Source organism: Pustulibacterium marinum (assembly GCF_900116665.1).
Classification (GTDB): domain Bacteria; phylum Bacteroidota; class Bacteroidia; order Flavobacteriales; family Flavobacteriaceae; genus Pustulibacterium; species Pustulibacterium marinum.
The window spans coordinates 303371-329170 of sequence record NZ_FPBK01000002.1 but is presented as its reverse complement, the minus strand read 5'-3'; the positions used below and the strand labels follow the sequence as shown (position 1 = coordinate 329170).

19 protein-coding genes are annotated in these 25800 nt (G+C 38.1%); 3 read left to right on the top strand and 16 right to left on the bottom strand.

The features are described 5' to 3' along the window. Positions 1-40: 40 nt before the first annotated feature. On the bottom strand, positions 41-700 hold the full coding sequence (locus tag BM383_RS05860; RefSeq protein WP_093023983.1) for a hypothetical protein: 660 nt from the start codon (positions 698-700) through the stop codon (positions 41-43). A gap of 46 nt (positions 701-746) precedes the next feature. Further along, positions 747-2069 carry an alpha/beta hydrolase gene (locus BM383_RS05855; RefSeq protein ID WP_093023981.1) on the bottom strand — a complete coding sequence of 441 codons (1323 nt, stop codon included), beginning with the start codon at positions 2067-2069 and terminating at the stop codon, positions 747-749. A gap of 1331 nt (positions 2070-3400) precedes the next feature. Between BM383_RS05855 and BM383_RS05850 the strand changes: the two genes are divergently transcribed. Both BM383_RS05850 and rlmF read left to right on the top strand, forming a co-directional pair. Further along, complete coding sequence (locus tag BM383_RS05850; RefSeq protein ID WP_093023979.1) at positions 3401-3952, top strand: REP-associated tyrosine transposase; 552 nt, start codon at positions 3401-3403, stop codon at positions 3950-3952. Between the two features lie 179 nt (positions 3953-4131). Beyond that, positions 4132-5079: a 23S rRNA (adenine(1618)-N(6))-methyltransferase RlmF gene (rlmF, locus tag BM383_RS05845; protein ID WP_093023977.1), complete on the top strand. Its 948-nt coding sequence runs from the start codon at positions 4132-4134 to the stop codon at positions 5077-5079. An 86-nt stretch (positions 5080-5165) separates the two neighbouring features. On the opposite strand, the gene BM383_RS05840 is transcribed toward rlmF, so the two are convergent. The 12 genes from BM383_RS05840 to BM383_RS05785 all read right to left on the bottom strand — a co-directional run bounded on the left by BM383_RS05840 (position 5166) and on the right by BM383_RS05785 (position 21935). Then, positions 5166-6938, bottom strand: coding sequence for an alkaline phosphatase (locus BM383_RS05840; protein WP_093023975.1), 1773 nt, complete (start codon positions 6936-6938; stop codon positions 5166-5168). 70 nt (positions 6939-7008) lie between these two features. Then, entirely contained in the window at positions 7009-8604 is a 1596-nt protein-coding gene (locus BM383_RS05835) for a RagB/SusD family nutrient uptake outer membrane protein (RefSeq protein ID WP_093023973.1), read from the bottom strand. 27 nt (positions 8605-8631) lie between these two features. Continuing rightward, entirely contained in the window at positions 8632-11700 is a 3069-nt protein-coding gene (locus BM383_RS05830; RefSeq protein ID WP_093023970.1) for a SusC/RagA family TonB-linked outer membrane protein, read from the bottom strand. A gap of 168 nt (positions 11701-11868) precedes the next feature. After that, positions 11869-15504: a two-component regulator propeller domain-containing protein gene (locus BM383_RS05825; RefSeq protein ID WP_177229069.1), complete on the bottom strand. Its 3636-nt coding sequence runs from the start codon at positions 15502-15504 to the stop codon at positions 11869-11871. A 235-nt stretch (positions 15505-15739) separates the two neighbouring features. Beyond that, a complete protein-coding gene (locus BM383_RS05820) occupies positions 15740-16423 on the bottom strand; it encodes a GLPGLI family protein (RefSeq protein WP_143106346.1) in 684 nt (227 codons plus the stop codon). A gap of 354 nt (positions 16424-16777) precedes the next feature. Next, positions 16778-16975: a hypothetical protein gene (locus BM383_RS05815; RefSeq protein WP_093023964.1), complete on the bottom strand. Its 198-nt coding sequence runs from the start codon at positions 16973-16975 to the stop codon at positions 16778-16780. 71 nt (positions 16976-17046) lie between these two features. Further along, a complete protein-coding gene (locus tag BM383_RS05810; protein ID WP_093023962.1) occupies positions 17047-17901 on the bottom strand; it encodes a TIR domain-containing protein in 855 nt (284 codons plus the stop codon). Between the two features lie 200 nt (positions 17902-18101). Next, entirely contained in the window at positions 18102-18464 is a 363-nt protein-coding gene (locus tag BM383_RS05805; RefSeq protein WP_093023959.1) for a hypothetical protein, read from the bottom strand. Positions 18465-18622: 158 nt separating this feature from the next. Beyond that, positions 18623-19522, bottom strand: coding sequence for a DUF6438 domain-containing protein (locus tag BM383_RS05800; RefSeq protein WP_143106345.1), 900 nt, complete (start codon positions 19520-19522; stop codon positions 18623-18625). A gap of 279 nt (positions 19523-19801) precedes the next feature. Further along, entirely contained in the window at positions 19802-20479 is a 678-nt protein-coding gene (locus tag BM383_RS05795) for a hypothetical protein (RefSeq protein ID WP_093023954.1), read from the bottom strand. Positions 20480-20660: 181 nt separating this feature from the next. Further along, complete coding sequence (locus BM383_RS05790; RefSeq protein WP_093023951.1) at positions 20661-21044, bottom strand: hypothetical protein; 384 nt, start codon at positions 21042-21044, stop codon at positions 20661-20663. A 303-nt stretch (positions 21045-21347) separates the two neighbouring features. Beyond that, positions 21348-21935 carry a TlpA family protein disulfide reductase gene (locus tag BM383_RS05785; RefSeq protein ID WP_093023949.1) on the bottom strand — a complete coding sequence of 196 codons (588 nt, stop codon included), beginning with the start codon at positions 21933-21935 and terminating at the stop codon, positions 21348-21350. A 916-nt stretch (positions 21936-22851) separates the two neighbouring features. Between BM383_RS05785 and BM383_RS05780 the strand changes: the two genes are divergently transcribed. Continuing rightward, on the top strand, positions 22852-23058 hold the full coding sequence (locus BM383_RS05780; RefSeq protein WP_093023947.1) for a hypothetical protein: 207 nt from the start codon (positions 22852-22854) through the stop codon (positions 23056-23058). Here the strand turns inward: BM383_RS05780 and BM383_RS05775 are convergent. Both BM383_RS05775 and BM383_RS05770 read right to left on the bottom strand, forming a co-directional pair. After that, positions 23036-24511 carry an oligosaccharide flippase family protein gene (locus BM383_RS05775; RefSeq protein ID WP_093023945.1) on the bottom strand — a complete coding sequence of 492 codons (1476 nt, stop codon included), beginning with the start codon at positions 24509-24511 and terminating at the stop codon, positions 23036-23038. The two genes, BM383_RS05780 and BM383_RS05775, sit on opposite strands and share 23 nt — an antisense overlap. A gap of 5 nt (positions 24512-24516) precedes the next feature. Further along, positions 24517-25800: a glycosyltransferase family 4 protein gene (locus BM383_RS05770; RefSeq protein WP_093023943.1), complete on the bottom strand. Its 1284-nt coding sequence runs from the start codon at positions 25798-25800 to the stop codon at positions 24517-24519.

Genomic DNA, 25800 nt, shown 5'->3' with positions numbered 1-25800 from the left:
ATAAACGGTTTATCGTAAATAGTTGTTAAGAATGTGGTAATTAGTGCTGCAATGCCAATCGGTTAGCCAATTCCGGTTGATCAATATGATATTGTACTTCCAAAAACAGTTGTTTTTCTTCTGTGTCTTTGGCGTCACTCTTTAGTTTTTTGAGTATACCGCCTACTACTACTCGCTGTTCCGGCAATGGCGCATTTTGTTTGGTATGGGCTATGATAAAGGTTTCTGAAGTAGCTTCATCTCTTAGCTCATATACATTGTAAGCCTCTATCAACGGTATCATGGTCATTACAGTAGTACTCCCTGCCGCAATGGGAATCATAATAAATCCTTGAAATTCGCTTTTTTTATCGATCAACTTGGGAATGCCCGTTACAATCGCATTGCTGGCCGCTACTCCCGATTGTTGTACCTGAGAAGGCAACCAACATTTGGGTTGGTACTTTCGGTATGCCTTTGTTAAATCTGGACTTAATCTGTTCAAAATAGATTGTTGCTCGTTGTGTGACAAGCCTAGTAACATCATTTCCAGATACAAAATAAGTTTTTGAGTGCCTATATATATTTGCCCTGTTTTGGCCACTTCGGCTTCGGTGATTTCGCCATCGTTGGCTTTGGAACTCCAATTGTAAAAACGGCCACCGTTGTCTAGAGCCGGTAAGGCTTCGGTCACCGAGGTATATGGTACAAGTGCTTTCATATTTGTTGTTGGTTTGTAACTATCAGTAGTAACAAAGCCTCAAATGTTACAACGCTTCTAAATCGGCTTGGGTGAACGCGCGGTTTTCATGATAGTTCTTTTTGCAATAGGCCCACAAGCGTTTTCCTTTGGCTTCCTGAATGTGTTGCTCTTTGCAAAACTTGCCTAATAGGTAGGATAATTCCAATTTGTATTCCGGTAATTTTTTGATACTTGCTTCCATAAATTTTACAGCGCCTTTCAGATCGTTTTCGTGTTCATAAGCCTTCAACACCCTAAATAAATTACCCATAAAAACATTTTTTTGGATACCTTCCATATCGTTTAAAGCCCTGTTATACGATACAATGGTTTGTGGATAAGCCTCCATGTAGAAATACGAATTAGCCTCGTCTACATAATTCCCAAAGAATATGTTGTGCTGATTTGAAAACTGAACCATAAATTCATACCCAGCGATGTCTTTTTCATCTAATATTTTACCAAAATAATAGTCCACATCCATGTATTCAAACTGAGGTACAAATCCATAGTATGTCGCGATGTCTTGTTGATAATGATCTGCATACTCTTTAAAATCAGCATACGCATCCAAGTTGCGGTAGTTTTGAAACACGTACAACAATCCGTCCTGTAAAGCGCGAATCACAATGCTCTCATGTTGCGCTTTGTAAGTTTGTAACGTCAATTGAATCTTCGGATTCGCAGCTTCTACAGCTAATCTTTCCATTAGATTACCTGCTGCTATTCTTTCGGGAACCTCATACTTCACATTAGCAATAAAATAATAGATAGGCTTCCCGGTATACTCTTTGAAGAACGTACCCAACGCTTCTTCCATAGGCGTATTAAAATTGGTACTACAACTAATGAAAGAAGCAAACGGATTTTCTTTTTCTAACAACAAATGCTGATTGTATTCCGCCCCATCAGAGTGCCCAACCATTACGTTGTAACCGGAAGTGCTGTACTGCGCATCAATATATGGCACCACCTCTTCAAAAATATAGTCCTTGAAGCGTTTTCCGTTTTCTTTATAGGACACCTCTAGCTCATTCCAACGGTCTTTTTGAACAATCCCTACCAAAATACATTTAGGAAGTAATGCCCCTTCCATCATAGCATGCATATACGTCATAGCCGTGGTGAAATTGCTAGTTTGAGCATCGGTAATGTACACTACCGGGTATTTTTGCTGCGCATCATACCCTTCCGGAAGATACACCTTCAAAGCTCTATCATCTTTAAGCACCTTACTTTGGAGCGTATCTACTGTATACGTTAAACTATAAGTTTCAGTATTCGATTCTTGTGCTAGCGCCATTGCATACGTACACAGGCAAATGCAAAGCAATATATATTTTTTCATAAATGGATGTTCCTTAATTGATGAGCATTAAAAGTAAGCCATATCTCTATTTGAAGCAAATTTCCTACTTTGTTTCTCGAACATCATACCCATCATGATGATCCTAACTATATAACAATCACATCTGCCTTTTTCTTTCAGCGCATACCTCCCACCTCACTCCATGGTGAGTCCATGGTAAGTCCATACTGAGTCCATTGTTTAGCTGTAAAACTATGGACTCACCATGGCTTGACTATTGCCTGAACATGCCAGTACCTACAGGGATACCATAACCGATTTTAAATGCATGGATATTGATGCCAATGGTCATCTATTTCTGAGGTTTTGCAGTTCTTGATGAACATCATGCTTCAAAAGTATGTATGCTATATTGTACGCCCAGTTGCGGTAGGGTTGCGGTTCGATTGCGGATGTATTGTCTATTAGTCATAACACGAGACATATACGGGAGATACACGCGGTATCTACGGGACATCTCTTATGGTTTTCTGCTGTTTGTAAGAAAATAAAAATGCCAAAAACAGCTTTAAGGCGGTATTTTCAAGGTATGAAAAAAAGGGATAGCCTAGCCTATTTTGAAGCTACTTTTTTTGATTTAAAACAGTTTCATAATAGTATAGTTACTTGTTAAAATATAAGGCCACGAGCAAGATGCTCGCGCCAGCGGTTGTGACTTTTTTCCCAACGCGAGGGACGTGCTCGTACTGTTTCAATATTATTAGAAGTAATCATATCAAAGATTGAAAAAATATAAAGTCACGAGCAAGATGCTCGCGACAGCGGTTGTAGCTTTTTCGCTAGCGCGAGCGTCACGCTCGTGCTGTTTTATTATTCCAGAAATAATTATATCAAAGATTGAAAATACAAGGTCACGAGCAAGATGCTAGCGCTAGCCGTTGTAGCTTTTCTGCTAGCCCGAGCGTCACGCTCGTGCTGTTTCAATATTATTAGAAGTAATTATATCAAAGATTGAAAAATATAAAGTCACGAGCAAGATGCTCGCGACAGCGGTTGTAGCTTTTCTGCTAGCGCGAGGGTCACGCTCGTGCTTGTTTTAATATTATTAAAAGTAACTATATCAAAGATTAAAAAATGTAAGGTCACGAGCAAGATGCTTGCGCTAGCCGTGGTAACTTTTCTGCTAGCGTCAGGGTCACGCTCGTACTGTTTTATTATTCCAGAAATAATTATATCATAGATTAAAAAAATATAAAGTCACGAGCAAGATGCTCGCGCTAGCGGTGGTAGCTTTTCTGCTAGCGCGAGGGTCACACTCGTGCTGTTTACTATAAATGTAGGCTCTATTGTTATTTTTGTATATTTAGTATGTGAGTAGAAAATATAAATTTTCAGAAAAAGATGGTGCTTATTTTATAAGCTTTGCCACTATTCATTGGATTGATGTTTTCACTAGAAACGCTTATTTTGAAACACTTATAACTTCATTAGATTATTGTAGAAAACACAAAGGAATGGAACTCTATGGGTATTGCATTATGCCAAGTCATGTACATTTACTTTTCAGGTCTGCACATCAAGATCCTTCTGGTCTAATTAGAGATTTTAAAGGCTATACTTCACGAACTTTGATAAAACAAATAGCGGAAAATCCAAAAGAAAGTAGAAAAGAATGGTTACTGTGGATGTTTTCGCAAGCAGGAAAGAAAAATAGCAATGTAAAGCATAGGCAATTTTGGCAACAACACAATCAACCTATTCAGGTTTGGTCTTTAAAAGTTTTTGAGCAAAAATTGACCTATATCCATCAAAATCCTGTACTAAGTGGATTTGTTACCGATCCGATTGATTGGAAATATAGTAGTGCCAGAAATTATGGTAACGACGACCATACAATTTTAGAAATAGATATGAATTCATAGTAAGATGCTAGCACAAGGGTCACGCTTGTGCTATTTCGATATTAATAGAAGTAATTATATCATAGATTGAAAATATCAGGTCACGAGCAAGATGCTCGCGCCAGCGGTTGTAGCTACTTGGAACAACTCAAAAGAAAGACTTCTTAAAAATACGTACTTTTGCAGGCAAAGAATTCGCCATGCCTACCGAAAAGAAAACTCCTACCAAAAGTCGTTTGCATCCCCGAAATAAAAATCGGGAGGCGTATGATTTAGAAGCCTTGGTGACTGCGGTACCCGAGTTGGAAGCTTTTGTAGTGCCCAACAAAATGGGGCAACCTTCGGTAGCGTTTAGCGATCCTAAGGCGGTGAAATTGCTTAACAAAGCCCTGTTGCAACACTATTACGGTATTGGATATTGGGAGTTTCCGGATGCTAATTTATGTCCACCCATTCCCGGGAGAGCCGATTATTTACATTATCTGTCCGACTTGCTACAAGAGCGTCAACATGGTAAAGATGTACCACATCAACACGTTCGTTGTTTAGATGTGGGTACCGGGGCTAGTTGTATTTATCCACTGCTAGGCGTAGCCGAATATGGTTGGGACTTTATTGCGTCGGATGTAGCAGCAAAATCATTGGCATCAGCCAAACAGATTGTGGAAAATAATGCACAGCTACACGGAAAGATCGATTTACGTTTGCAACCGAACCCAAAACAGATTTTTACAGGAATTCTACATCCCGAAGAAAAGGTGACATTGACACTTTGCAATCCTCCTTTTCATACCTCAGCGGCTGCAGCACAAAAGGGAAGTCTACGTAAAGTGCGTAACCTCAGTGGTAAAAAGGTGACCAAAGCAGCGCTTAATTTTGCCGGAGTAAGCAACGAACTCATCTACAAAGGAGGCGAACAAGCGTTTATTCAGCAAATGATTGTAGACAGTATCAAATTTGCTAACAACTGTTATTGGTTTACAACTTTGGTTTCGAAACAAGAAAGCCTGAAAGGCATCTATCAACAACTTAAAAAGGCTAAGGTAAACGAGTTCAAAACCATTGAAATGGGCACCGGAAATAAGGTAAGCAGAATTGTAGCCTGGACTTTTCTAACGCCCAAACAACGTATGAACTGGAAATTATAGTTCTATCTTACCCTAAAAATAAAAACCGCATGGCCACAGGCGCATACGGTTTTTGGTAATAGTTGGGGGAAACTAAATACGTTCTATTAGAGGTTTAATAGTTTAAGTATCTTATGGTAAATTTCGTTATTTTCATACACACCCATAAAATCTTGCGAATGTGGTCCATAGGCGAATACAGGTACCATGGTCGCGGTATGATCATGGGTGGTAAAATCACCTTCAATCACATGGTTTTCCAGATTTCCCTGCGGAATGCTAAAACCAGAAGTTTCATGATCGGCTGTGACAATAATCAACGTACCCGGATGGGTATCTGCAAACTGAATGGCTTTGGTAATGGCTTTGTCAAAATCAATTCCTTCTGCGACAATTCCGCTTACATCATTAAAATGTCCATGTGTATCTATTTGAGCACCCTCAATCATAGCAAAGAAAGGTTGTTCTTGTTTTCCTAAATACACTAAACTATTGGCTACAACATCAGGAAATGCTTCTCCTCTCCCATTTAACACACTAGGAACGCCACCTTCCGCCATAAAATAACCAACATGTTTCGCAGTAGTATTGGCAATGGCTTCGGGAGTGTCCACGATGGTAAAAGGCAACGGCTCTTGAAAATACTTACGGCCACCCGCTGCAAAAAGTGTTAATTGACTTTTGTACAGATCCGCTGCAATTTCTTGGTTCATTCCTCTATCTTTTTGATGCGCATAGAAGGCTGAAGGCGTAGCGCCCGTAATTTCGTCTGTGGAAATCACTGCCGTATTATAGTTTTGGGCTTGTAACACTTCACAAATGTTGGTAGCGGCATTGCCCAAACTGTCTACCCCAATAGCACGGTTATACGTTTTTTGTCCGATGGCAATAGCAGTTCCGGCTGCGGCAGAATCAGTGGTAAAGTCATCAGAGGAAGATGTTTTGATGAACCCAATACTCTTTAGTTGTGTCAACGTTAATTCACCACCATTGGCAAGCGTTGCTGCCGAAATCTCTGAAAGTCCGTTCCCGTCACCAATTAATAAAATTACGTTTTTAACCGCTTCTTCGGTTTGGTCGTATTCATACGTTGGGGTATATACTTCTGAAAACACTGTGTTGGTGTACACGCGTTTTGGCAACGAACGTACGTAGTTTACACACTGAAAAGGCATATCTGTATTGATATAATCTACCCCTAAATCGGTAAATGCTTTCCAGGCACTTTTAGAATCGGGAGTTGCCCAGAAACGAAATGGTTTGTGGTAGCTATGTGCTTTTTCAATCACTTCTTTCACTTTCGCCAGATCTTCTTTGGTAAAACGACCTTTACCATTCCAACCTGCAAAGCGTTTGTAGTTTAAACTGATCATACCTACATGATTCCACTCTTCATCGGTCAAAGGTTCTAAGGCTTGGTAATCAAATTGAACGTATTCAGGATAGTCCTTGAACTTTTTAGGTTCCGGTTGATTTCCCGAGATCACATACGTAATTTGTTGCTGTGCCAATACACTAGGGTATTTTTCCAGCGTTTGTACCAAAAGCTTTAAAGTCTTTTTGGCATCGGTTTTTATATCTAATAATAGTTGTAATGGTTGCTCAGTGATCATTCCCATAGCAACGCCCTTTTGAATAGGTGCTAGGTATAAACTTTCCATCGTTCTGGTTTCCTGAATCTCTGATTCGGCATGAGCTACGTACAATGTATTATTCTTTAAAATAACATCGGCCTCAATGGAGCGCGCCCCAGCGGCATAAGCATTCCAAAAAGGTACTTGCTGCTCATAGTCATTATGGGAATGAATGATTGGATTTTGCGCCCAAAGGCTGTTGGTAGCCAACCATAGTAACCACACATATCTTGTTAATTTCTGCATACAAAAAAGTCATAAAGATGCCACCTTGCACAGTGGCATCTTTCATTAAACAAATAACTAAAAACACAATTTACCAACCGACGTTTTGCGAAATACCTGAACCCTCTATTACAGTGGTAGGTAATGGCCAAACGTGCATATATGAAGGATCGAAGTCTCGCGCTTCCCACACTTCTTCGATGGTATAATCTGAATCTGGATTGGTTCTGTCTGAATGAATTCTACCGTGTAATGCTTGTGCGTATACACTTTCTGCATCACCCCAACGAACCAAATCAAAATGGCGGTTTGCAAATTCCCCTGCTAATTCTACACGGCGCTCATGTTTCAAATCGTCTATCGTAGCTCCGGAAACTGGGTTTAACCCTGCTCTGTCACGTACTAAATTTAAAGGAGCATCCCCGTTTTGTCCTTGCATGATCAATGCTTCGGATTTCATTAACAATACTTCTGCATAGCGCATTAATGGAACATTGTACACGGTTGTTGGGTTATCTCCGTTTGAATTCACATAGGTTCCTTCCGGAGATTCGTATTGGTATTCATACATATACTTGTTGAACTGAAGCCCAGACAAAGAATTCTCTGAATAGTACTGTCTGTCTTCACCAAAGTAGGTGAACTCATCTCCAAACTTTAAAATGGTAACACCTCTTCGTACATCATCCTCTTCAAAAGCCTCGTACAATTCTTCGGTTGGTTGGTAATATCCCCATCCGTTGTACTTACTCCATCCTTTGTTTTCAAGCATGACACCAGGAAGTTTACTTCCGTCTTCAACACCAGAGTTTACAGACCAAATGTATTCATTGGTCCAATTGTTTAGATGACTGTGCAACAATCTAAAATCTTCATCAGGCGTATCGGTGTCAATCAATGCTCTTCCAGAACCGGAATTGGTTACCATATCTGCATAGGTTACTACATCTGCATACTTGCTTTGATCATACTGCGCCCAGTACAAATAGGTCTTGGCAATGTAGGCATACGCAGCATCTTTGTGTGCACGACCGTAGTCTGCGCTTTCCAAATCTGTGAATAATGGCAATAGCTCTGCTGCTGCAGTTAAGTCTTCCACTATTTGAGCATAGTTTACCGTAACACTTGACGGACGCTCATAGCTACCAGCGGCATCATCCATGTTTGCTACCGTTACAATAGGAATCCCTCCGTTTTCACCGTTATCTCCATAACTATGAGCTAACCAGAAGTAGAAGAAACCTCTCATAAAATAGGCCTCGCCCAGTAAACGATTCTTTAGATCTTCATCAAGATCCATATCTGGTACGTTCTTTAAAACGTCATTTGCTCTACGAATGACACGGAATCCGGCAGGGTACATGTACGATGTATACCCTTCATCTCCTGTACATACAAAGTTTTTAATGTTATCAGCATCGGCTTTGATACGTCCGGTGATCAAATCATCGGAAGCATTGATGTACCAGAAAAAACCTCTTGAAAATAATTCTTCAGATTTCATTTCGTTGTACATACTATTTACCGCCTGTACAGCATCTTGTTCTGTTTTCCAATAATTAGCGTACGAGGTGCTTCCTTTTGGAGTTACACTGGTAAAGTCTTCTGAGCAAGAGTTGAATACTGCCAATGAAAGCAATGCTGTTGCTGCAAGACTCGTTAATTTTATAGTGATATGTTTATTCATAATCGTCTTTTTAAATATTGATTGTTGTTAGAAGGATAGTGATAAACCGGCTACATATTTAGAAGACAATGGATATCTACCGATGTCTAACCCATTGTTACCCACTTCCGGATCCATACCTGAATAATCTGTGATGGTGAAAATATTATCCGCAGACACATAAAATCTTAAAGAAGAACCTTCCATGATACGGTTCATGAAATCTGTTGGCAGTGTATACCCTAGCGTTACGTTCTTTAAGCGCAGGTACGATGCATTCTCTAAATACCAGCTAGAAATGGTTCCAAAGTTTCCATTGGCATCACTAGTAGATAATCTAGGAATATCTGAACTTGTGTTGTCTTCACTCCATGCATTCAATACACGATTGTCTAGGTTGTACCCCTGTAAAGAAGCGTTATAGGTAGAATATTTGTACGCATTAAAAGCCTTTGCTCCTGCTACACCTTGAAACAAGGCATTTAAATCCCAGTTTTTGTAGTTGACTGTAAATCCAAAGCTATAAGTGAAATCCGGTAAATAACTTCCCATAAACTTACGGTCGTTACTATCTATTTTACCATCGTTATTCACATCTTCAAATTTCAAATCACCCGGTTGTGCATCCGGTTGAATCAATTCTCCATTTTGAGCATACGCATCAATCTCATCTTGCGATTGGAAAATTCCCATTACCGGAACTAGATAGTATGAGTACAATTCCTCACCTACTGCAGAGCGGAATGGTCTTAACACCCCTCTTACCTCATCGCTATGCTGAATGTATTCAATACCTGCTTCATTGTATCCATCCAAGTTTACAAGTTCGTTCTGCACGGTACTCATGTTTCCACGAATGGTATAGTTTAAATCTTTACCTCCACCGGTGTAAGAAGCCGCTAGTTCCCAACCTGTATTTTTCACTTCACCACCATTAACATCGGCAGCCGCTGTTCCTTGGTGTGAATCTTCTAATCCGGGAATGATCATTCCTTTGGTTCGTTTGCTGAAATAATCAAGCGTTAAACTCAATCTGTTTTCTAACAATTGTGCATCTAAACCAATGTCAAAAGATTCCGTAGTTTCCCATTTTAGATTTGGGTTACTTTGTTGTCCCACGTACGTTCCGTTGGCATCATAAGCTCCATCTTCTCCCATCACTGCAATGTTGGTACTCAATGGTACATCAAATGAATAATATCCTACTGTATTGATATTTCCTATTTCACCCCATGAACCTCTTAGTTTTAAATCATTCAGAAGGGTACTATTATCAAAAACAGGTAGATTGGTTAAACGTACCGCTCCCGAAACAGAAGGAAAATAATCTGATTTGTTACCGTCTGCCAAACGAGAAGTCTCATCTCTACGGATACTTGCCGAAAGGTAATAGGTATTGTCATAGTTATACATGGCTCTACCAATGGCAGAAGTCAATGCATCTTCGTACACATCGGTTACCGATGGTTGTAAGCTGGTAGCATTGCTCATATACTGGTTGTAGCCTTCCTCGCTACTGAAACCTCTTCCTTCTTGATAAAAGTATTCATAATCGGTATGCTGCGCAGAATATATAGCTGTCAAATCCAGATTATGTTTTCCAAAAGACTTTTTATAGTTCAATTGATTATCCCAAATCCAACGATTGGTATCGGAATAACTTTGGTATAAATAGTTTTCGGAATTGGCTCTTCCTATCTCTGGAATCATCGGTACAAAACGCTTGTACTTGGTATTGGTCAATGCATACGAATAATTCGATTTAAAGCTGAATCCATCTAAAATCTCATAATTGAAATATACATTCGCATTGATATAGTTTACAGGATTGCTGGTGGTAGGACGTAGTAATAATGCTACCGGATTGTACACATCTCCGTAAGCTCCTGCAAAATCGGATAGATCCTCTGGCACTACTCCCTGGTATGTACCATCTTCATTGTAAACCGAAGCAGCCGCTGGCATATAAATAGCGTTGATAATAGCTCCAGAATAGCCACTGGTTGTATTGGTTCCAATAGCTTCCGTTTTAGAAAAGTATACATTTTCACCTATAGTCATACGGTCACTAAGATCATAGTCTGATTTTACACGGAAAGAATAGCGGTCTTTACTAGTACCTATCAAAACACCGTCTACTTTATTGTAGCCAAACGAGGTTAAGTAATGTGCTTTTTCACTAGCTCCACTTATAGATGCATTCACGTTATACAAAGCAGCATCTCTAAATATCTCGTCCATCCAGTTTGTTCTGGTCACCGCACCCCAAGGGTTTAAACTTGCATCGTGTGCTGATAAACGAGAAGCACCTGCATTGTCTGCAGCGGTGTTATACACATAGTTATTTTCTTCTGCGTTTAAAGGCGTTGGTAAATTGTTAGCCGATTGAAAACCTGCATACGAATCTATGTTCACCTGCATTTTTCCTGCTCTTCCTTTTTTGGTTTGAATTACAATAACTCCCGAAGATGCCTGAGCTCCGTAAATCGCCGCGGCAGCAGCATCTTTCAATACACTTACAGATTCAATATCGTTCGGGTTGATAGCCGGACCATAATATGGAACACCATCTACGACCGTTAATGGTGATTGCCCGTTTAAGGTTCCCATACCACGAATTACAATACTAGCAGAAGACGAAGGGTCTCCACCATCTTGTGTTACAGTTACCCCCGGTAAATTTCCTTGTAAAAAGTCTGAGAAATTAGATACCGGTCTGCTTTTAATGTTTTCTACATTGTCAACAGTAGCTACTGCAGATGTTAAGTCTTTTTTCTGTGAAGAACCATACCCAATAAGTACTACCTCATCAAGGCTGTTTACTTGTTCTTCTAATGCTACTCGAAGCATTGCATCTCCTTCATAGGAAACTTCCTGAGTAGCAAAGCCCATATAACTTACGGTAATGGTTCCGGAAACTTCGGTAACGGTAAAGCTAAAGTTTCCATCAAAATCTGTAAGTACTCCTTGTGCTTGTGCACCATTAGGTACAACAGTTGCACCGGGAATGGGCATCCCGTCTGTCTTAGAAACAACGGTACCGTTTACAGTGGCTTGTGCCAGTGCTCCCGAGATACCTAAAATGCATAATAGCAAAAACAAATAGGTCTTTTTCATTTAAAAAATGTGTTTGTGGTTTGGTGCTAAACTAGTGTCAGCCCTAGGTTTTGTGTTGGATTATTGTTTCAGAAAGGTGTAGTTTCGATGCAAAAACGAGGCTTTTATCTACCAAAAACGTTCACTTTTGTTGCAGTAACATTGGCTTAATATTGCAGTAATCTCACCTTAAACAGGAAATTCATTTTGCTGTTGCTGTTTGTAGCTCTTGGGGCTCGCGCCAAAATGTTTTTTAAACATCCTACTGAAGTATTTAGGATCATTAAACCCACACTCAAAGCTGATTTCTGATATATTCAATCGATCATGTAATAGCAATTGTTCCGCTTTTTGCAAACGTAGATTGATCAACACATCGGAGGGTGATTGTTGCAGTACTTCTTTAAAGATACGGTAGCACTTGGTTCTTGAAATATCCAGCGTAGAATGTAGTATGTCTATATTAAAAGCTGCATTCCCCAATTCTTTACGAATCAACTCCAGTGCTTGCTTTACTAACTTTTCATTGGGGTTTAGGTTGACCGATGTGGCAGCACTATCTGATAGAAGATCATAACCACCAGCGGAGAACACTTTTTTGCGTTGTTGCAGGATCGACTGAATTTTCTTTTCAATGAACCCTGCGCGTACCGGTAAATAAATAATAGCACTCATCCCATGATCCATTACCTTTTCTTCCATTTCCAGATCTATGTGCTCTGCAATGTATAAACTTGGTAACTGTTTAAAAGCAGGCTGAGAAATTACCTGTATCAATGCTGAAGTAAACAAGGCATTGTAGACTACCAACGCTTTTACATTGATCTGCTGTAAAGCGCTTGGCAATGCATTGGCATCGTGTTCAAATACCAACTGATAAGACGTATTTTCTAGCAAATGCTGCACCAGTTCCACATCATCGGCATCGCAGTATACCAAAATGCTAGGCTTCTGTTGTGCATCAGACTGTTCTAAATGCTTTAAAAGCAGAACACCCGATGCTTCCGTTTGCTGTTGTACGTTGACTACAGGAATTGTAATAGTCAAGGATAATTCCTTTGAAGTTGTTTGTTGTATGACGCCGGCAAGGTCTTTCAGTAAAGTTTCAAATGCTTTGTAATACGGACTATAATCTTGGATGTTTTCCCATTGTTCCCGTAACAAGGCGCTATTGCTTTGCAGGGTGATGATCATATCCTTTTCTTCCAATACCGTGCTTACCGTTAGTTTTGAAGCGGAATCACTGTACTTTAATACTTCATTGAGTAAATATTGAAACAACAATTTCAAGCGTAGTACATCTATCGCAATAAGTTCGGAAGCGGCCATGATCTCATAGGTAAACTTTGCCTCTATGGTGATTTTTCCAAGCTGAATATTCTCATAAATACGCCTGATCAACTTCTTAAATTGAACTTGAGAATTGGCTACTGCACCTAAAGCCTGTACATGATCTAGATAATCCCATTCTGAAATTGTTTGGATCAATGCAAATAGCTCTTGTTCCATTTCTGTTTTTTTCCCCGATGTGGATACCTTTTGAAGCTCCTGTACAATCTTGGATAACTTGGGTTTAAAACCACTCAATACAAAAGTTTTAAACTTTTCTACCTCAAAATCTCTATTCTTTAATTGGTGGTGCAATGCCAGTATTTGTTCTTTCTGTACATTCAACTCGGTATGCCTTGCTTCCAGTTCTTCATTCGTGCGTTGCAAAGTTGCTTTTTGATCTTCCACCGTGGCGGTCCGCTCACGGATTTTTTCTTCCAACTCTCGTTGAATGCGCTTGGCGGTTCTATTTTTTCGGACAATAACACCACTAACCAATCCTACCAATACCAGTAAGCACAAAACAAAAAACCAGGAAGTTTGATAGAACGGTTTTCCTATATGCAATTCCAGATAGTTGTGCACAGAACCTTGCTCGCCTTCAATACGCGTTAGCAACGTATAATCTCCGGCACTCAGGTTATGGTATAGCAGTTCCTGACCATTGTATAACTTCCAATCTGTATCAAAGCCTTTTAATTGATAATAAATAGCAGGATGTACTCCTGAAAAACTCACAGGTGTGAGTTGTACCGAAAGCGAATTATGGCTATAGGTTTTAGACAGTCGTTGGGTGTAATTTTCTTTCCCATCAATGACCACATGCAACTTGGGTGGCTTTAGCGAATAATGATAGGCATCCGGTTGAAAATAACTAAGTCCGTTAATTCCACCAAAGAACAACATCCCTTTTCGATCTTGATACGAAGCGCCTTCGGAAAATTCTTCGGCCTGCCATCCTTGATCTTTTGGCAATTGAAATACCTGATACGTATGCGTATCTATGGTGGCTATTCCTTTGGTAGTACTGATCCACATTTTAGAACCGTTTGAAAGCAATCCATAGACCATATGACTAGGTAATCCATCTGCTTCTGAAATATTCTTAATGATTCCTTTTTCTGTAGCATACACCGAAATACCTCCCAAAGCAGCAATCCAGTAATAGCCGGTATGCGTATCAAAATGTATACGGTAAATACTATTTCCCAAAATGCCATCTGCAGTAGTAATGCGTTTGATGATTCCTTCTTGCTCTGTGAAAAAGAGTACTCCATTGGCTTCGGTTGCCAGTACCAAGGTGTCTTGTTGTTTGATCACATACCGAATATGATAATCATTCAATACCTCTTGATGCGGAAAGCGTTTGAATGTAGCAGTTTCTGTATCTAGCTTTCCTAAACCTCCCCAACAAGCTACCCAAAGATGTTTGTCATCTTCGCAAAATGCATAGTTTCTATTGTAGGGAAAATTGGGTGTGTTTGTGGCATTGAGCAACTGATACCCATTTTTCGTTATTTTGATAACCCCATTGTATGTTCCTGCCCAAACGGTTCCTTCTGCATCAGTATACAAACTACGAATGCGGTTCCAGTCTTCATTCTCGGTTGCTTCTTTAATTTCAAACGGTAAAAAACAATGCGTTTGTTCGCTGTAGTAGAACAATCCTTTGGTGTAATAGCCCAACCAAATGGTGCTTTGGTTGTCTTTGGTAATGGCTCTAATGGTTTCATTGGGTAAATGCGGAAACTTTACAGGATGCGGAATAATAGTAGTGATCTGTTCTGCTCCATTATAGGCCATACTCACTCCTCCATCTTTATGAGCCAACCAAATATTACCAAAATCGTCTTGATAGATCTTTTCTATTTCATTGCTAGTAAAACTGTAAGGAGAATACAGGTCGTAGGTGTAATGCTCGATAAACTGATTGTTAACATTTTTGGGGGTATTGGGGATAATGTAGAGTCCGTTTCTTCGGGTAGCATACCAAATATTACCTTCGGAATCTTTAAATATATCGTTGATGATCAATTCCGGATATTTCTGCAATAAAAAATGTTTCAGTACCCCAAGATGATCCGTTGTTTGAATTTGTTGTGCCGTATGCTTTAAAAATGCATTGGCGGTTAAAACTAGGAACTCATCTTGTATGGCTACCGCAATACGCCCGTCTTTGGTAAGTGCCAGCGCATCTGGTTGTTCGGAAAAATGATAAGCTTTAAAAATACCATCGCCTTCATAGGAAGAAACCGTTTGGTTATCCGTAAGTACCCAAATACGTTGGGTAGCATCTTTCAACAATCCTAAAACTACATTACCGGATAAACTTGTACTGTCACTAGGGTGATGTTTAAAAACCGTTACAGTAGCACCGTCATAAACATTGAGTCCGTCCCAGGTGGCTATCCATAATCTACCGTCTGCATCGCTGATCATGTCATTCACAGAATTATTGGAAAGACCTTCTTTGGTAGTAAGGGGTTTAAACTTCATTTGTTGTGCACAAAGCACATGTACACTCAGAAATAAAAAGTAAAATAGGGTATGGAGGCTGTAGTTTTTCATGAATCTACAAAAATACTGCCTGCCCTGTTTTCTAAGTTACCGAAGTATTAAGGATCCTCGCTATGATGTTATGAAATGATGTGCTCTTTGAAAGAAAGCTACCCTTCTCAAAAAATTCGTACCTGAACTTCAAGCAATCTTCCATTTAAAAAAGCCCCATTCATTAAAACCTACCCACCCGGTCTCTAAATTCCTCTTCTGAAAGTACCTCGCTCCCGGTTGGTTTGTCAATTTTTAAAGGTTTGGTATGCCAGGTAATCTTTTCCATTTGAAACGAAACCACACTACCGCTACACTGTACTACCAAACCCGGCAAACCATGAAAGCGTTCCGGACCAAAACTGAAGGGAATATCAGGACAAAACCACGCTTCTAATCGCGACTTTGTTTTTAATCTCGCATCTTTTGGTTCACTTTCTCTTATAGCTTTCACACACAAATATCCCTGTATCATTTTGGTCTCGTTTTCCAAAATAGTCCAGTGAATAGGTTCGCCTTTAATGATCAAAGGATCTGGTTGTAGATGAGATTCTCGTAAATACTCTTTACTTTCTTGATTGTAATAGTACGTGGTAGTACTACCTCCAAAGCTCTTGGCCAGGTTGATGGGTGCGTTGTAAAGTTCTGAAAGCGTTCCCTCTAAAAAGTACAGAGACGCAGTTTTATTAAAGTCTAGTAAAGCATACACAGGGCTGCTGTGCTCCACCATACTTTTTACATACACATCCGAAGCATTTTTTAGGGAATCTTTGTTTACTGTAATCTTGTAACGCACCGTTGCAGCATTGTTTTGTGCCGATACAATTTGAAATAAGAACACAAATACGAGAATAAGGAATCTTTTCATAGCTTTCGTTTGTAGTGATGATAATGAATGTTTGTCTAAATATACAACTTCCACATCTTTTGAAGGATATTTTTCTTACAAAAAGTATTTTTTATATTGAAGGAAACGAAGCGCTCAACCCATCACAAAACGTCTATGTACCTCTTTACATTTTATAGCGTTCTGCTTAGTTCTTCTATTTTTTGTAATACGCATCAAAGTGATGTTTAAATTCCGATTGCATCAAATCCTCTGATATATCTACTAAGTGTAGCTGAAAAACCTCACTTTCCACCCCTAGAAAATGAGCTTCGTACCCTTGTAATTCCGTTCCATTGACATCCAAAACTTTAAGTTCAGGAATGATGGGTGTGGTTATAAATTTATCTTCGGGATATGGGCATCTATACCAATTCCATTTTGAAGACAATATTCTTTTAAAAAATCGTAAGGTGAATTGATATCCTGAAATAGCACCGTACCAAAAACAACCCCCATAGAAACATCTGCATAGGCAAACACAGTGGTTCCTATGGTAACCTTGTTCAATTGTATTGCATAGGTCTTTTTCATACCGTTTTGTAATAGCTAACGTAGCTTAAATAGGCTTGTTTTTAACTCAGATCTTTGTTGGCAACAGTACTTTATCTTCTTAATCGATTACTTTTTCTATTTATAAACTCCAAATGGTCAATTACACTAGTCAATCTGTGTACGTTATTTTCGAACTCTTCGTCGATTGGCTTTTCTAATTCCTTGTATTTAAAGGTAAGTTCTTTTAGTCTGTATATTAAATGATTAAGTTCTTGTGCAATAATTTCTTTTTCTCTTAATAAACTATTATCTTTTTCATTTGACTTAGATTTCTCTAAAGCATATCTTAGATAATCGGGTGGTAGAATTGATTCTGGGTCTCTTAAAATTCTTTGGTTTATTCTTGATAATTCCAGAATTTCTTCAAGCATTTGTTGATTAAAATTCTCTGGCGTTTCTTCTACAGGATTTTCCTCTGCTTTAGTTTTCTTTTTTAGAGCAGTTAATTCCTTTTCTAAATTGGGATACCATACTTCAAATGATTTTTCAAATCTTTCATCGGATAGTTTATCATCTCCACAAGCTTTATTTATGGTTTTTAATAATTTTTTTATGTCCTCTTTTTCAAAAACTGTTGATTGAAATTGCAAAATAGGACCGTCAATTTCTGCTCTTTTTATATCAAAAAGAAATGGACTTACATACGATTTTTCTAATTTCTTGGATAATGCTCCAGCTTCAAATGTTAACCAAGGTGCATCAATATTGTCTTTTGTTACACATAGTATTCCAAAAGCTGAATCCTCTAGTTCTTTGGCTATATCTGTACTCCATCTGGTTCCTTTATCAATATCTTCTGATGAGACATAAGGGACAACTGATTGTATGACTGAAGGAATCCAGTCTCTTAAAATTGTTGCCACTTTGTGACTAGTCTGTCCAGACCAACTTAAAAATACTTTCATTTTTTATTTTATTGTGTTTTAGTATTGTTGCTAACTCGTTTATATCATGAACAATATACATATTTTTTATACTGCTCACTACAATTCATAAAAACAAAGTCGCTCAAAAGCTACTTGTATAAACCAACCACTAACTATTACATTGGGGTTGTGTAATGGTTACCGGCTTAGGTGCAGTATTTATTATTTCGTTCAAATTTTTATCCAATTATTTTTTCAAATACCACAATCAGAATTATAATTCCGATTACTGCTCCAGCAATGGAAACGTACAATTTCATTATCTTTTTTTCGTCTCTAAAATCCGAAATCAGATTAGATTCAGTATTTGCCACGATTCCGTTTTCGATAATAATACGGTCAACGTTTTTCACATCAGTGTCGAGTAGGAAATATCTAATTCCGCCATCAATAGATGGTTGTTCATTTATGTCTACGTAATATTTTATTCCGCTATTTTGTAATTCAGATTCGAATATGATTTTGTCTTTTAACAAAACATAAAGCTTGTAATGTTCTTTGAGTTTTATATCAATATTATTTTCAGATAAAGTTGTGTTCATATTGCACCTAACTCGTTTATATCATGAACAAGATACACATTTTTTATACTGCTCACTACAATTCATAAAAACAAAGTCACTCAAAAGCGACTTGTATAAACCAACCGCTAACTATTACAATGGGGTTGTGTAATGGTTACAGATGTTGCCATTTGTATTTATCTTTTCCAGTTTTGATTAAATCGTAATTCAAATAATTGGTGGTATAGCTGTTTAAGACCATAAGTCCCTCTTCGACCATAATCTCTAATTTCTTTAATTTTACCGTTATCATACGTAATTTTCAAAGTACAACTTTGGGCATCAGTCCAATTAACAGCATAATACTTCTCAAGATTAGTAAAATCTAGGTAGTTAATTAAATCTGTCAATTCATTCCATTTTTTTTCTTCTAGGTTGCACATAAATTTGCCTTCAGTATTTTCATCATAACTCTCATCATCAAAATTAAATGCTTCCGGCAAAAATTCAGATTTACCATTGTTTGTTAACGATAAAGAGAAAATTGGACATGGGCCAAAACAAGGACCAGTCGAGTATTCAATTCGCTCAATATTGTGTTGTACAACTTTTGAGTTGTATTCTATAAAATTCCCATTTCTATAAATAAGATTATCTACAGAACCATCTTTAAATTTTTCGTTTCTCCAACTTATTTGGTCTGGAGTGTTAATTACGAGTATGGTTTCATCTTTTCTTTTTTCTATGATTGGGACTATTGATGTGCGCATGTCTTTAACAATGTTGACATATTTTAAACTATCATTCCCAAAATTCATGATTACCATAGAATTAAAACTACAAGGTTTAAAACTCAAACAATCTTTGTTGTCTCCAATGACTAATAAGTCTGTATATCCGTTGTAGTCAAAGTCCGCTTTATAATAGGATTTCGTTATTCTTAATTTGTTCGCAATAATCTTGGTTATGCTATCTGATTTATCGTCTCTATCAAAATCTTGAATTCTTTTCAATTCGAATTCATCGTAACTCGAATTAGATTCTCTTATAAAATTTTGAACATCATCATCTGTTTTGAGACTATCAATTTTTGACAACGTTATAATTGACTTTCTGATATCCTTTGTTGTATCCTTTTCTTGCTTATCACTGCAAGAATATAAAAAGAGAAGTATGAATATGAATTGTATTGTTTTCAATTTGTTGATTTAATTCATAGTACTGGTAACTCGTTTATATCATGAACAAGATACACATTTTTTATACTGCTCACTACAATTCATAAAAACAAAGTCACTCAAAAGCGACTTGTATAAACCAACCCCTAACCATTATAATGGAGTTGTGTAATGGTTACAGATGTTAGCAGAAGTTATTTATTCTCCAATATCTTTAATTCCATTCAACCATTTTATTTTAACATTAGTTGCCTTTTTAAATTCAATCATTTCTTTTTCAGTCATATAGTCAATTACTACATCTTGACCCAATCCAATAAAAGTCAATTTTCTAGAGTTATTTAATTCCGAGTTTAGCTCATTAATTTTATCGAATATAGAACCATCAACCCAATCATCATCAATTCTTAAATTCCATTTGTGATTTTTTCCATTTAGCTCAAAAGAAACCCAAGCTTTTTCATTATCTATGTCAACAAAATCTTTAATATTTTCAAAGTTCAGTTTGTTTTTAGATATTCTTTTAATATTCTCGAGTATGTCTATATAAGAGCCATTATCTTCAATACATTCAGCATCGAAATGCCAACAATCATTTGTTATTGGTGTCCAAGGTTCTCTTTCTATTGTCGAACCTAAAGTAACATACATAAGAACCCAAGTATCGTCTTCAAAATCAGATTTGTCGTATGATTCAAGTAACGTTTCTTTAGTAATTCCGCTGTTCAATTTGTATCCTAATTCGTTGTAAGTTTTAAGTTGTTCCTCAAAACTTACTTTTGGAATTTTCTTAACGTTTTCTTTTAGAAACTTATAGGTTTTAAATCCTGTTAGAATTAAAAACACACTTATTACTATAATTATCGTTTTTATCATTGTTTTTCAAATTGGTGCTAACTCGTTTATATAATGAACAATTTACACATTTTTTATACTGCTCACTACAATTCATAAAAACAAAGTCACTCAAAAGCGACTTGTAGAAACCAACCGCTAACTATTACAATGGGGTTGTGTAATGGTTACCAACTTGTTGTACGCTGGCTTTTGTTTTTTATTAAGTCATATATGAGAGTCCAATGCAAATCAAAATCAGAATTCCAATTCCAATCCGAAAATATTTTTGTTGTTTAGCTTTTCGAATAAATCCGTCCTTTTTTAACTCCCACGAAAATATTATTTCAAATAAAGTCCAAAAAGGGTTAAAAAAAAAGTCGCAAAACTGATAACTCTCGTTGGCTTTTATTCTTTCCTCAACCTTCTCTCTTTTTTTTGATAAATACTTAGCGGTCTGAATTTTTTTCGGCTCAACTTTTCTGTTTATCAATTCATTATTCGCAAGGAAAACAGCTCTTGGATTCCATTTATCTGGTGCTCCAACAATCTTTAACAAGTCATCTGTTGTTCTTTCTTTTATTGGTGGAATAAATTCGTCGGTCATATTTGGTCAGATTGCTTACAACTCGTTTATATCAAAAACAATATACACATTTTTTATACGGCTCACTACAATTCATAAAACAAAGTCACTCAAAAGCGACTTGTATAAACTAACCGCTAACTATTACAATGGGGTTGTGCAACGCTTACCATCTTAAGTTTACAATTACTAACTTTTATCTATAAATATAAGAAAGAACAAAAGAGTGGAGTAAGGTTAAGGTTACCGTTGGAACTTGTGATTCCGTCAACATTGATAATCCCCGCTCTTTTCTACTTTAGATTTTGATCAGATCTTTGTTAGCTAACGTTTTCTTAATTCAGTCAGTTTTTCTGATAATTGTGCTTTAAATTCCGCTTTATTTTTTTCTTCGTTTTCGGTGTCTTTTGGAATCATTTTCTCAATTTCAACAATGACTAAGTTTTTATCCAAAATCAGAGTCTTTGGATAACCAAAAGTTCCGAAAGTTTTTATGTAATCTTTTGAATTTACGATGTGAGTAAAGTTAAAATCGTGTGTTTTTAAAAATTCATTAACTTCATTCGATTTCTGGAAGGTCATTGATATAAAGTTTACTCCATTTCCTAATTCAGACTTAATTTCATTTAAAAGTGGCATCTCTTCGATGCAAGATGTGCAATTACTAAACCAAAAATTTATAACGGTTGGTTTGCCTTTTAGAGATTCCGAATTGAGTTTTTTCCCATTAAGAAGATTCAGTTCAAATTTTGGCAATTCCTTTCCCTTAAATTCATAGATGTTTTCTTTAAAACGCTCACTATATTTTATTTTTTCCAACATAGCATTTTTTAGCGAATCAGTTGCTTGCCCTAAAGCTGTGTTAGAAGTAAGAATTATAATTAATAATAAAAGTATTCTTTGTTTTCTCATTTTTCTCAAATGTTAGCTCACTCGTTTATATCATAAACAAGATATAACTTTTTATACACTTTTAGTTTTTTACCCCCACTTTTTCCTACAACAATACTTTTCACATAGCATCCACCTCATCCACAGCCACCTCCCAAGGGGTTTTGTCCCAGTTTTGTTCCAGTCTTCCTTGGTAAAATGGCATTTTCGTAAAGGAAACTCATCGTTTACTGCAACAACACTGCAACAAACACACAGGGTTGTTTTACGAAAATGTAACAATTGGTCACGTTGGGTACATTTGAGTACCATTACGTACTAACGGCCCTATAATGGTATCATACTCCACACATGGGTACAGATTCCCACAGATATGCACAAAATTGCACAAATTTGTAATGCTATTTTCGATACTTTTTACGAGTAACTGATATTTATTTCCTACCATAATACACTGGTTTTTAGATGAATCATCCAACACATAGACCAAGGCTAAATTCCGTAAAACCCTGAAAATAAACAACCTACAAAATCATATCGGACACTTGCATTACAGTTGCGGACACTTCATTTTTACTAAAACGTTGATATAATGCACAGTAACCCAAACAAATCGGACACTTTCGTAATGTTCTGTTACCGTTCTGTTACCATCCTGTAAGCGTTCTGTAAGCAAACACTATGCTCCGGCTTAGCTACCTTTTGGTAAAACGGTCGCCTGGCTACCCATAGACTTACCAACCTTGCACCAACCTTCTGTCTACCTTCTACCCATCTGTTTCCGGGTAATAATCGCTTCCTTTCCAGACTCCGAGTATGCTATTGCTTATGACCATGGAATACGCCTACCTGCACTTGGAAAAGACTTGGAGAGAAACCTAAATTTTTGTTTGATTGTAGCACTACTTTCTTATTTTTGATAAAAAATAACGCATCCATGAAAAAGATACTCATTCTGGGAATTTCAATACTAGCCTTCACCTCTTGTGCAGAAGAAGATGAAAACGGTTGTTACTGTGACTTCTATGAACCGGTATACAATGAATCTACCGGAAATTTTGAAAATCAGTTTGTAGAGCGCAAAGAAGGCTTGTGTGCAGACTACGAAACCGATGGTTACATTACGGAAGGTAATTGCGAATAGGCTTGCTATACTTTTTCCAAACGGCAGTGATATCGTCAGACATATGAAAACGGATCATTACCACACCACTAATGACTACAATACATACCGATTTCAAAACGATATTCACCAGTGGATGAAAAGGAAAGTCCCAAAAAAAGAACGCCCCTACCATTAGTGTATAAAATAGCGACGCATGCAAGGTTTTGGTAGTAAAAGGTTGTATACCAAACTTCCGTTGTACAAATACAAGCTTCATGCTATTGTAGATCAAAAAGGCCAAAAGCGTGGCAAACCCCGATCCGTTCATACCCCATAGCGGTATAAAGAGCATGTTCAATACCACTGTAAGCACAGTCAGCAATAATCCAAAAAGCAGTACCATACGGTAATACTTAGAATTAAAGATGATTGCATTGTTGATGCCTATCAGGTTATCACACAGTTTTGCCAGCGAGATCAAAAACACCACCACAATGGCCTTGCTATAGGCTGCATCGGGTAGCAATTCATACAGCTCCTTGATGTTCAACACGATCAATAAAAAGATCACACCACTCACCACATATAGGTTGATAGACGACCGCTGGTATAAGGTACCCAGTTCTTCATAATTCTTTTCATTCAGTAAACGGGCCGTGATGGGCGTGGTTATCTGTTGCATGGCGCGCGTAGGCACAGCAATAACTATGGCTATAAACACCGCAACGTTATAGTATGCTACATTGTTGATATCCATATACAAGCCCAGCATCACTTTGTCTATATCCAAAAGGATAATGGCTATAGAACCTGCCAGAATGATAAGGCTAGAGTATTTCAGTACACTTTTAAACTGAGTTGGCAATCCCCATGAAAACTCAGGTCGTTTAATCTTGAAGGCTATCACCCACATCACCAGCATTCTAAAAATATACATGCACACCATTCCATAGATAAACTCTTGGATATCTAACCATTCTAGATACAAAGCGAACAGCAATAGCATCACAATAACGCGGTGGAGTACTTCCTTCATAAAATTCCCCACTACAGACTGGTATTGCACTTTGGTCCACGCATAGAATACTTCAAAATACGCCATAGAGGCCGCTATAATGTAGATCATCCACACATAATTGGCTACTATAGGATTCTTTTGAGAGAGTAGCCCTGCAATGGTATGGTAACCCAGCGTACCTATAATACCCACCGGAATAATGGCAAGCCACGGCAATAGAAACATCATAAAGGTAAATTTATTCCGTTCTTCCCCGGGTGTGTAAGAGGAGTAAAACTTGACTAAAGCATTCTGCACGCCACAGTTCATCAAGGGCATCAATATATTCGCTACCGAGATCATATACCCAACCAACCCATAATATTCGTCGGTCATAAAACTGGTATATAAAAAAAGGGTATTAATGGCACCTATAGCAAACCCTACGTAGGTAGATATGGTATTTAGAAAAGATTGTTTAAATATTACGCCCATATAATTTAGTGCAATGAAGCTAGGTATGCTGCCATTTTCTTGGTCAGTACTTTTCGTGTAAATTGCTCTAAATCTGTTGGATTTACCTGCAATTCACCTGCCTTGTATTGACGATACCAAGATAACAATTGTTTTTTGATGGCCACCATATCCGTATACAAAAATGAATGTCCCGTTTGGGTGGTTTCTACAATGCTTGCGGCATCCCACTGGGCAGGACCAACGGCTAAAATAGGTCGGGCTGCTGCCATATATTCAAACAACTTACCTGGAATGATACCTTGTGTCTCCTTAGAATCAATTTCTATCAACAGGTTCACCATGCTCTCCCGCTGCAATTGCAAGGCCTCACCGTGTGAAATATAGCCGGGCAAGCGCACAGCGTCTTTCAATCCATAAGCGGTGATGGTTTCCAGAATCTCTTCGCTCACTTTTCCGGCGAGTACCACTTCCAAATCTGCTGCAAAACTGGGCTCTTCTTGCTGTAATGCTTGCAAGGCTTGCCATAGCGCTTCCGGGTTTCTTCCGGAGAGTAAAGAACCTATATGAGCCAGCGTAAATTTGTCAGACAGCTTTGTAGCGGGTAAGGTAACGGCATCAAATCCGTTAGTGATCACTTTTATGGGTTGAGTCGTCAGCGCTTCAAACTCCTTCTTAGTCGTATAACTGGTCACCGAAATACCATCGGCACGCTGCAATACTTCCTTTTCAAGGGCTTTATGCTTGGCTTGTGAACGCTTGGTGAGCTTTAACTTGGAATGGTATCCTATAGACGTCCAGGGATCTCTAAAATCAGCCATCCACCGAACACCTAAGGCAGACTGCAGTTGCAAACCTATTAAGTGCAAGCTGTGTGGCGGACCGGTTGTCACAATGGTTTCAATCCCTTCTTCTTGGATATAGTTGGAAAGATACCTTACGGAAGGCTTTACCCAGTAGGCCCGCGCATCTGGAATAAAAAGATTACCCCGTACCCAAAGAAGCAAGCGCTCTGCTAACGATTGCTTTTTAGTGGGTATGATTCCACTACTAATGGTTTGTGTTTTCTTTTTAGACAACAAACCGGCTAGTGCATACGGTTCAAAAATAGGGTGTTTAAGAATGGTGATCCCCTCCGGAACTTCGGCTTCAAAAGAAGCATCGGTCATGGGATACGTAGGATTCTCCGGTATGTATACAATAGGTTCAATACCAAAGTCACGAAAGTACTTTACAAATTTCAGCCAACGCTGCACTCCGGGTCCTCCGGCTGGTGGCCAATAATAGGTAATGATGAGTACCTTCTGCAT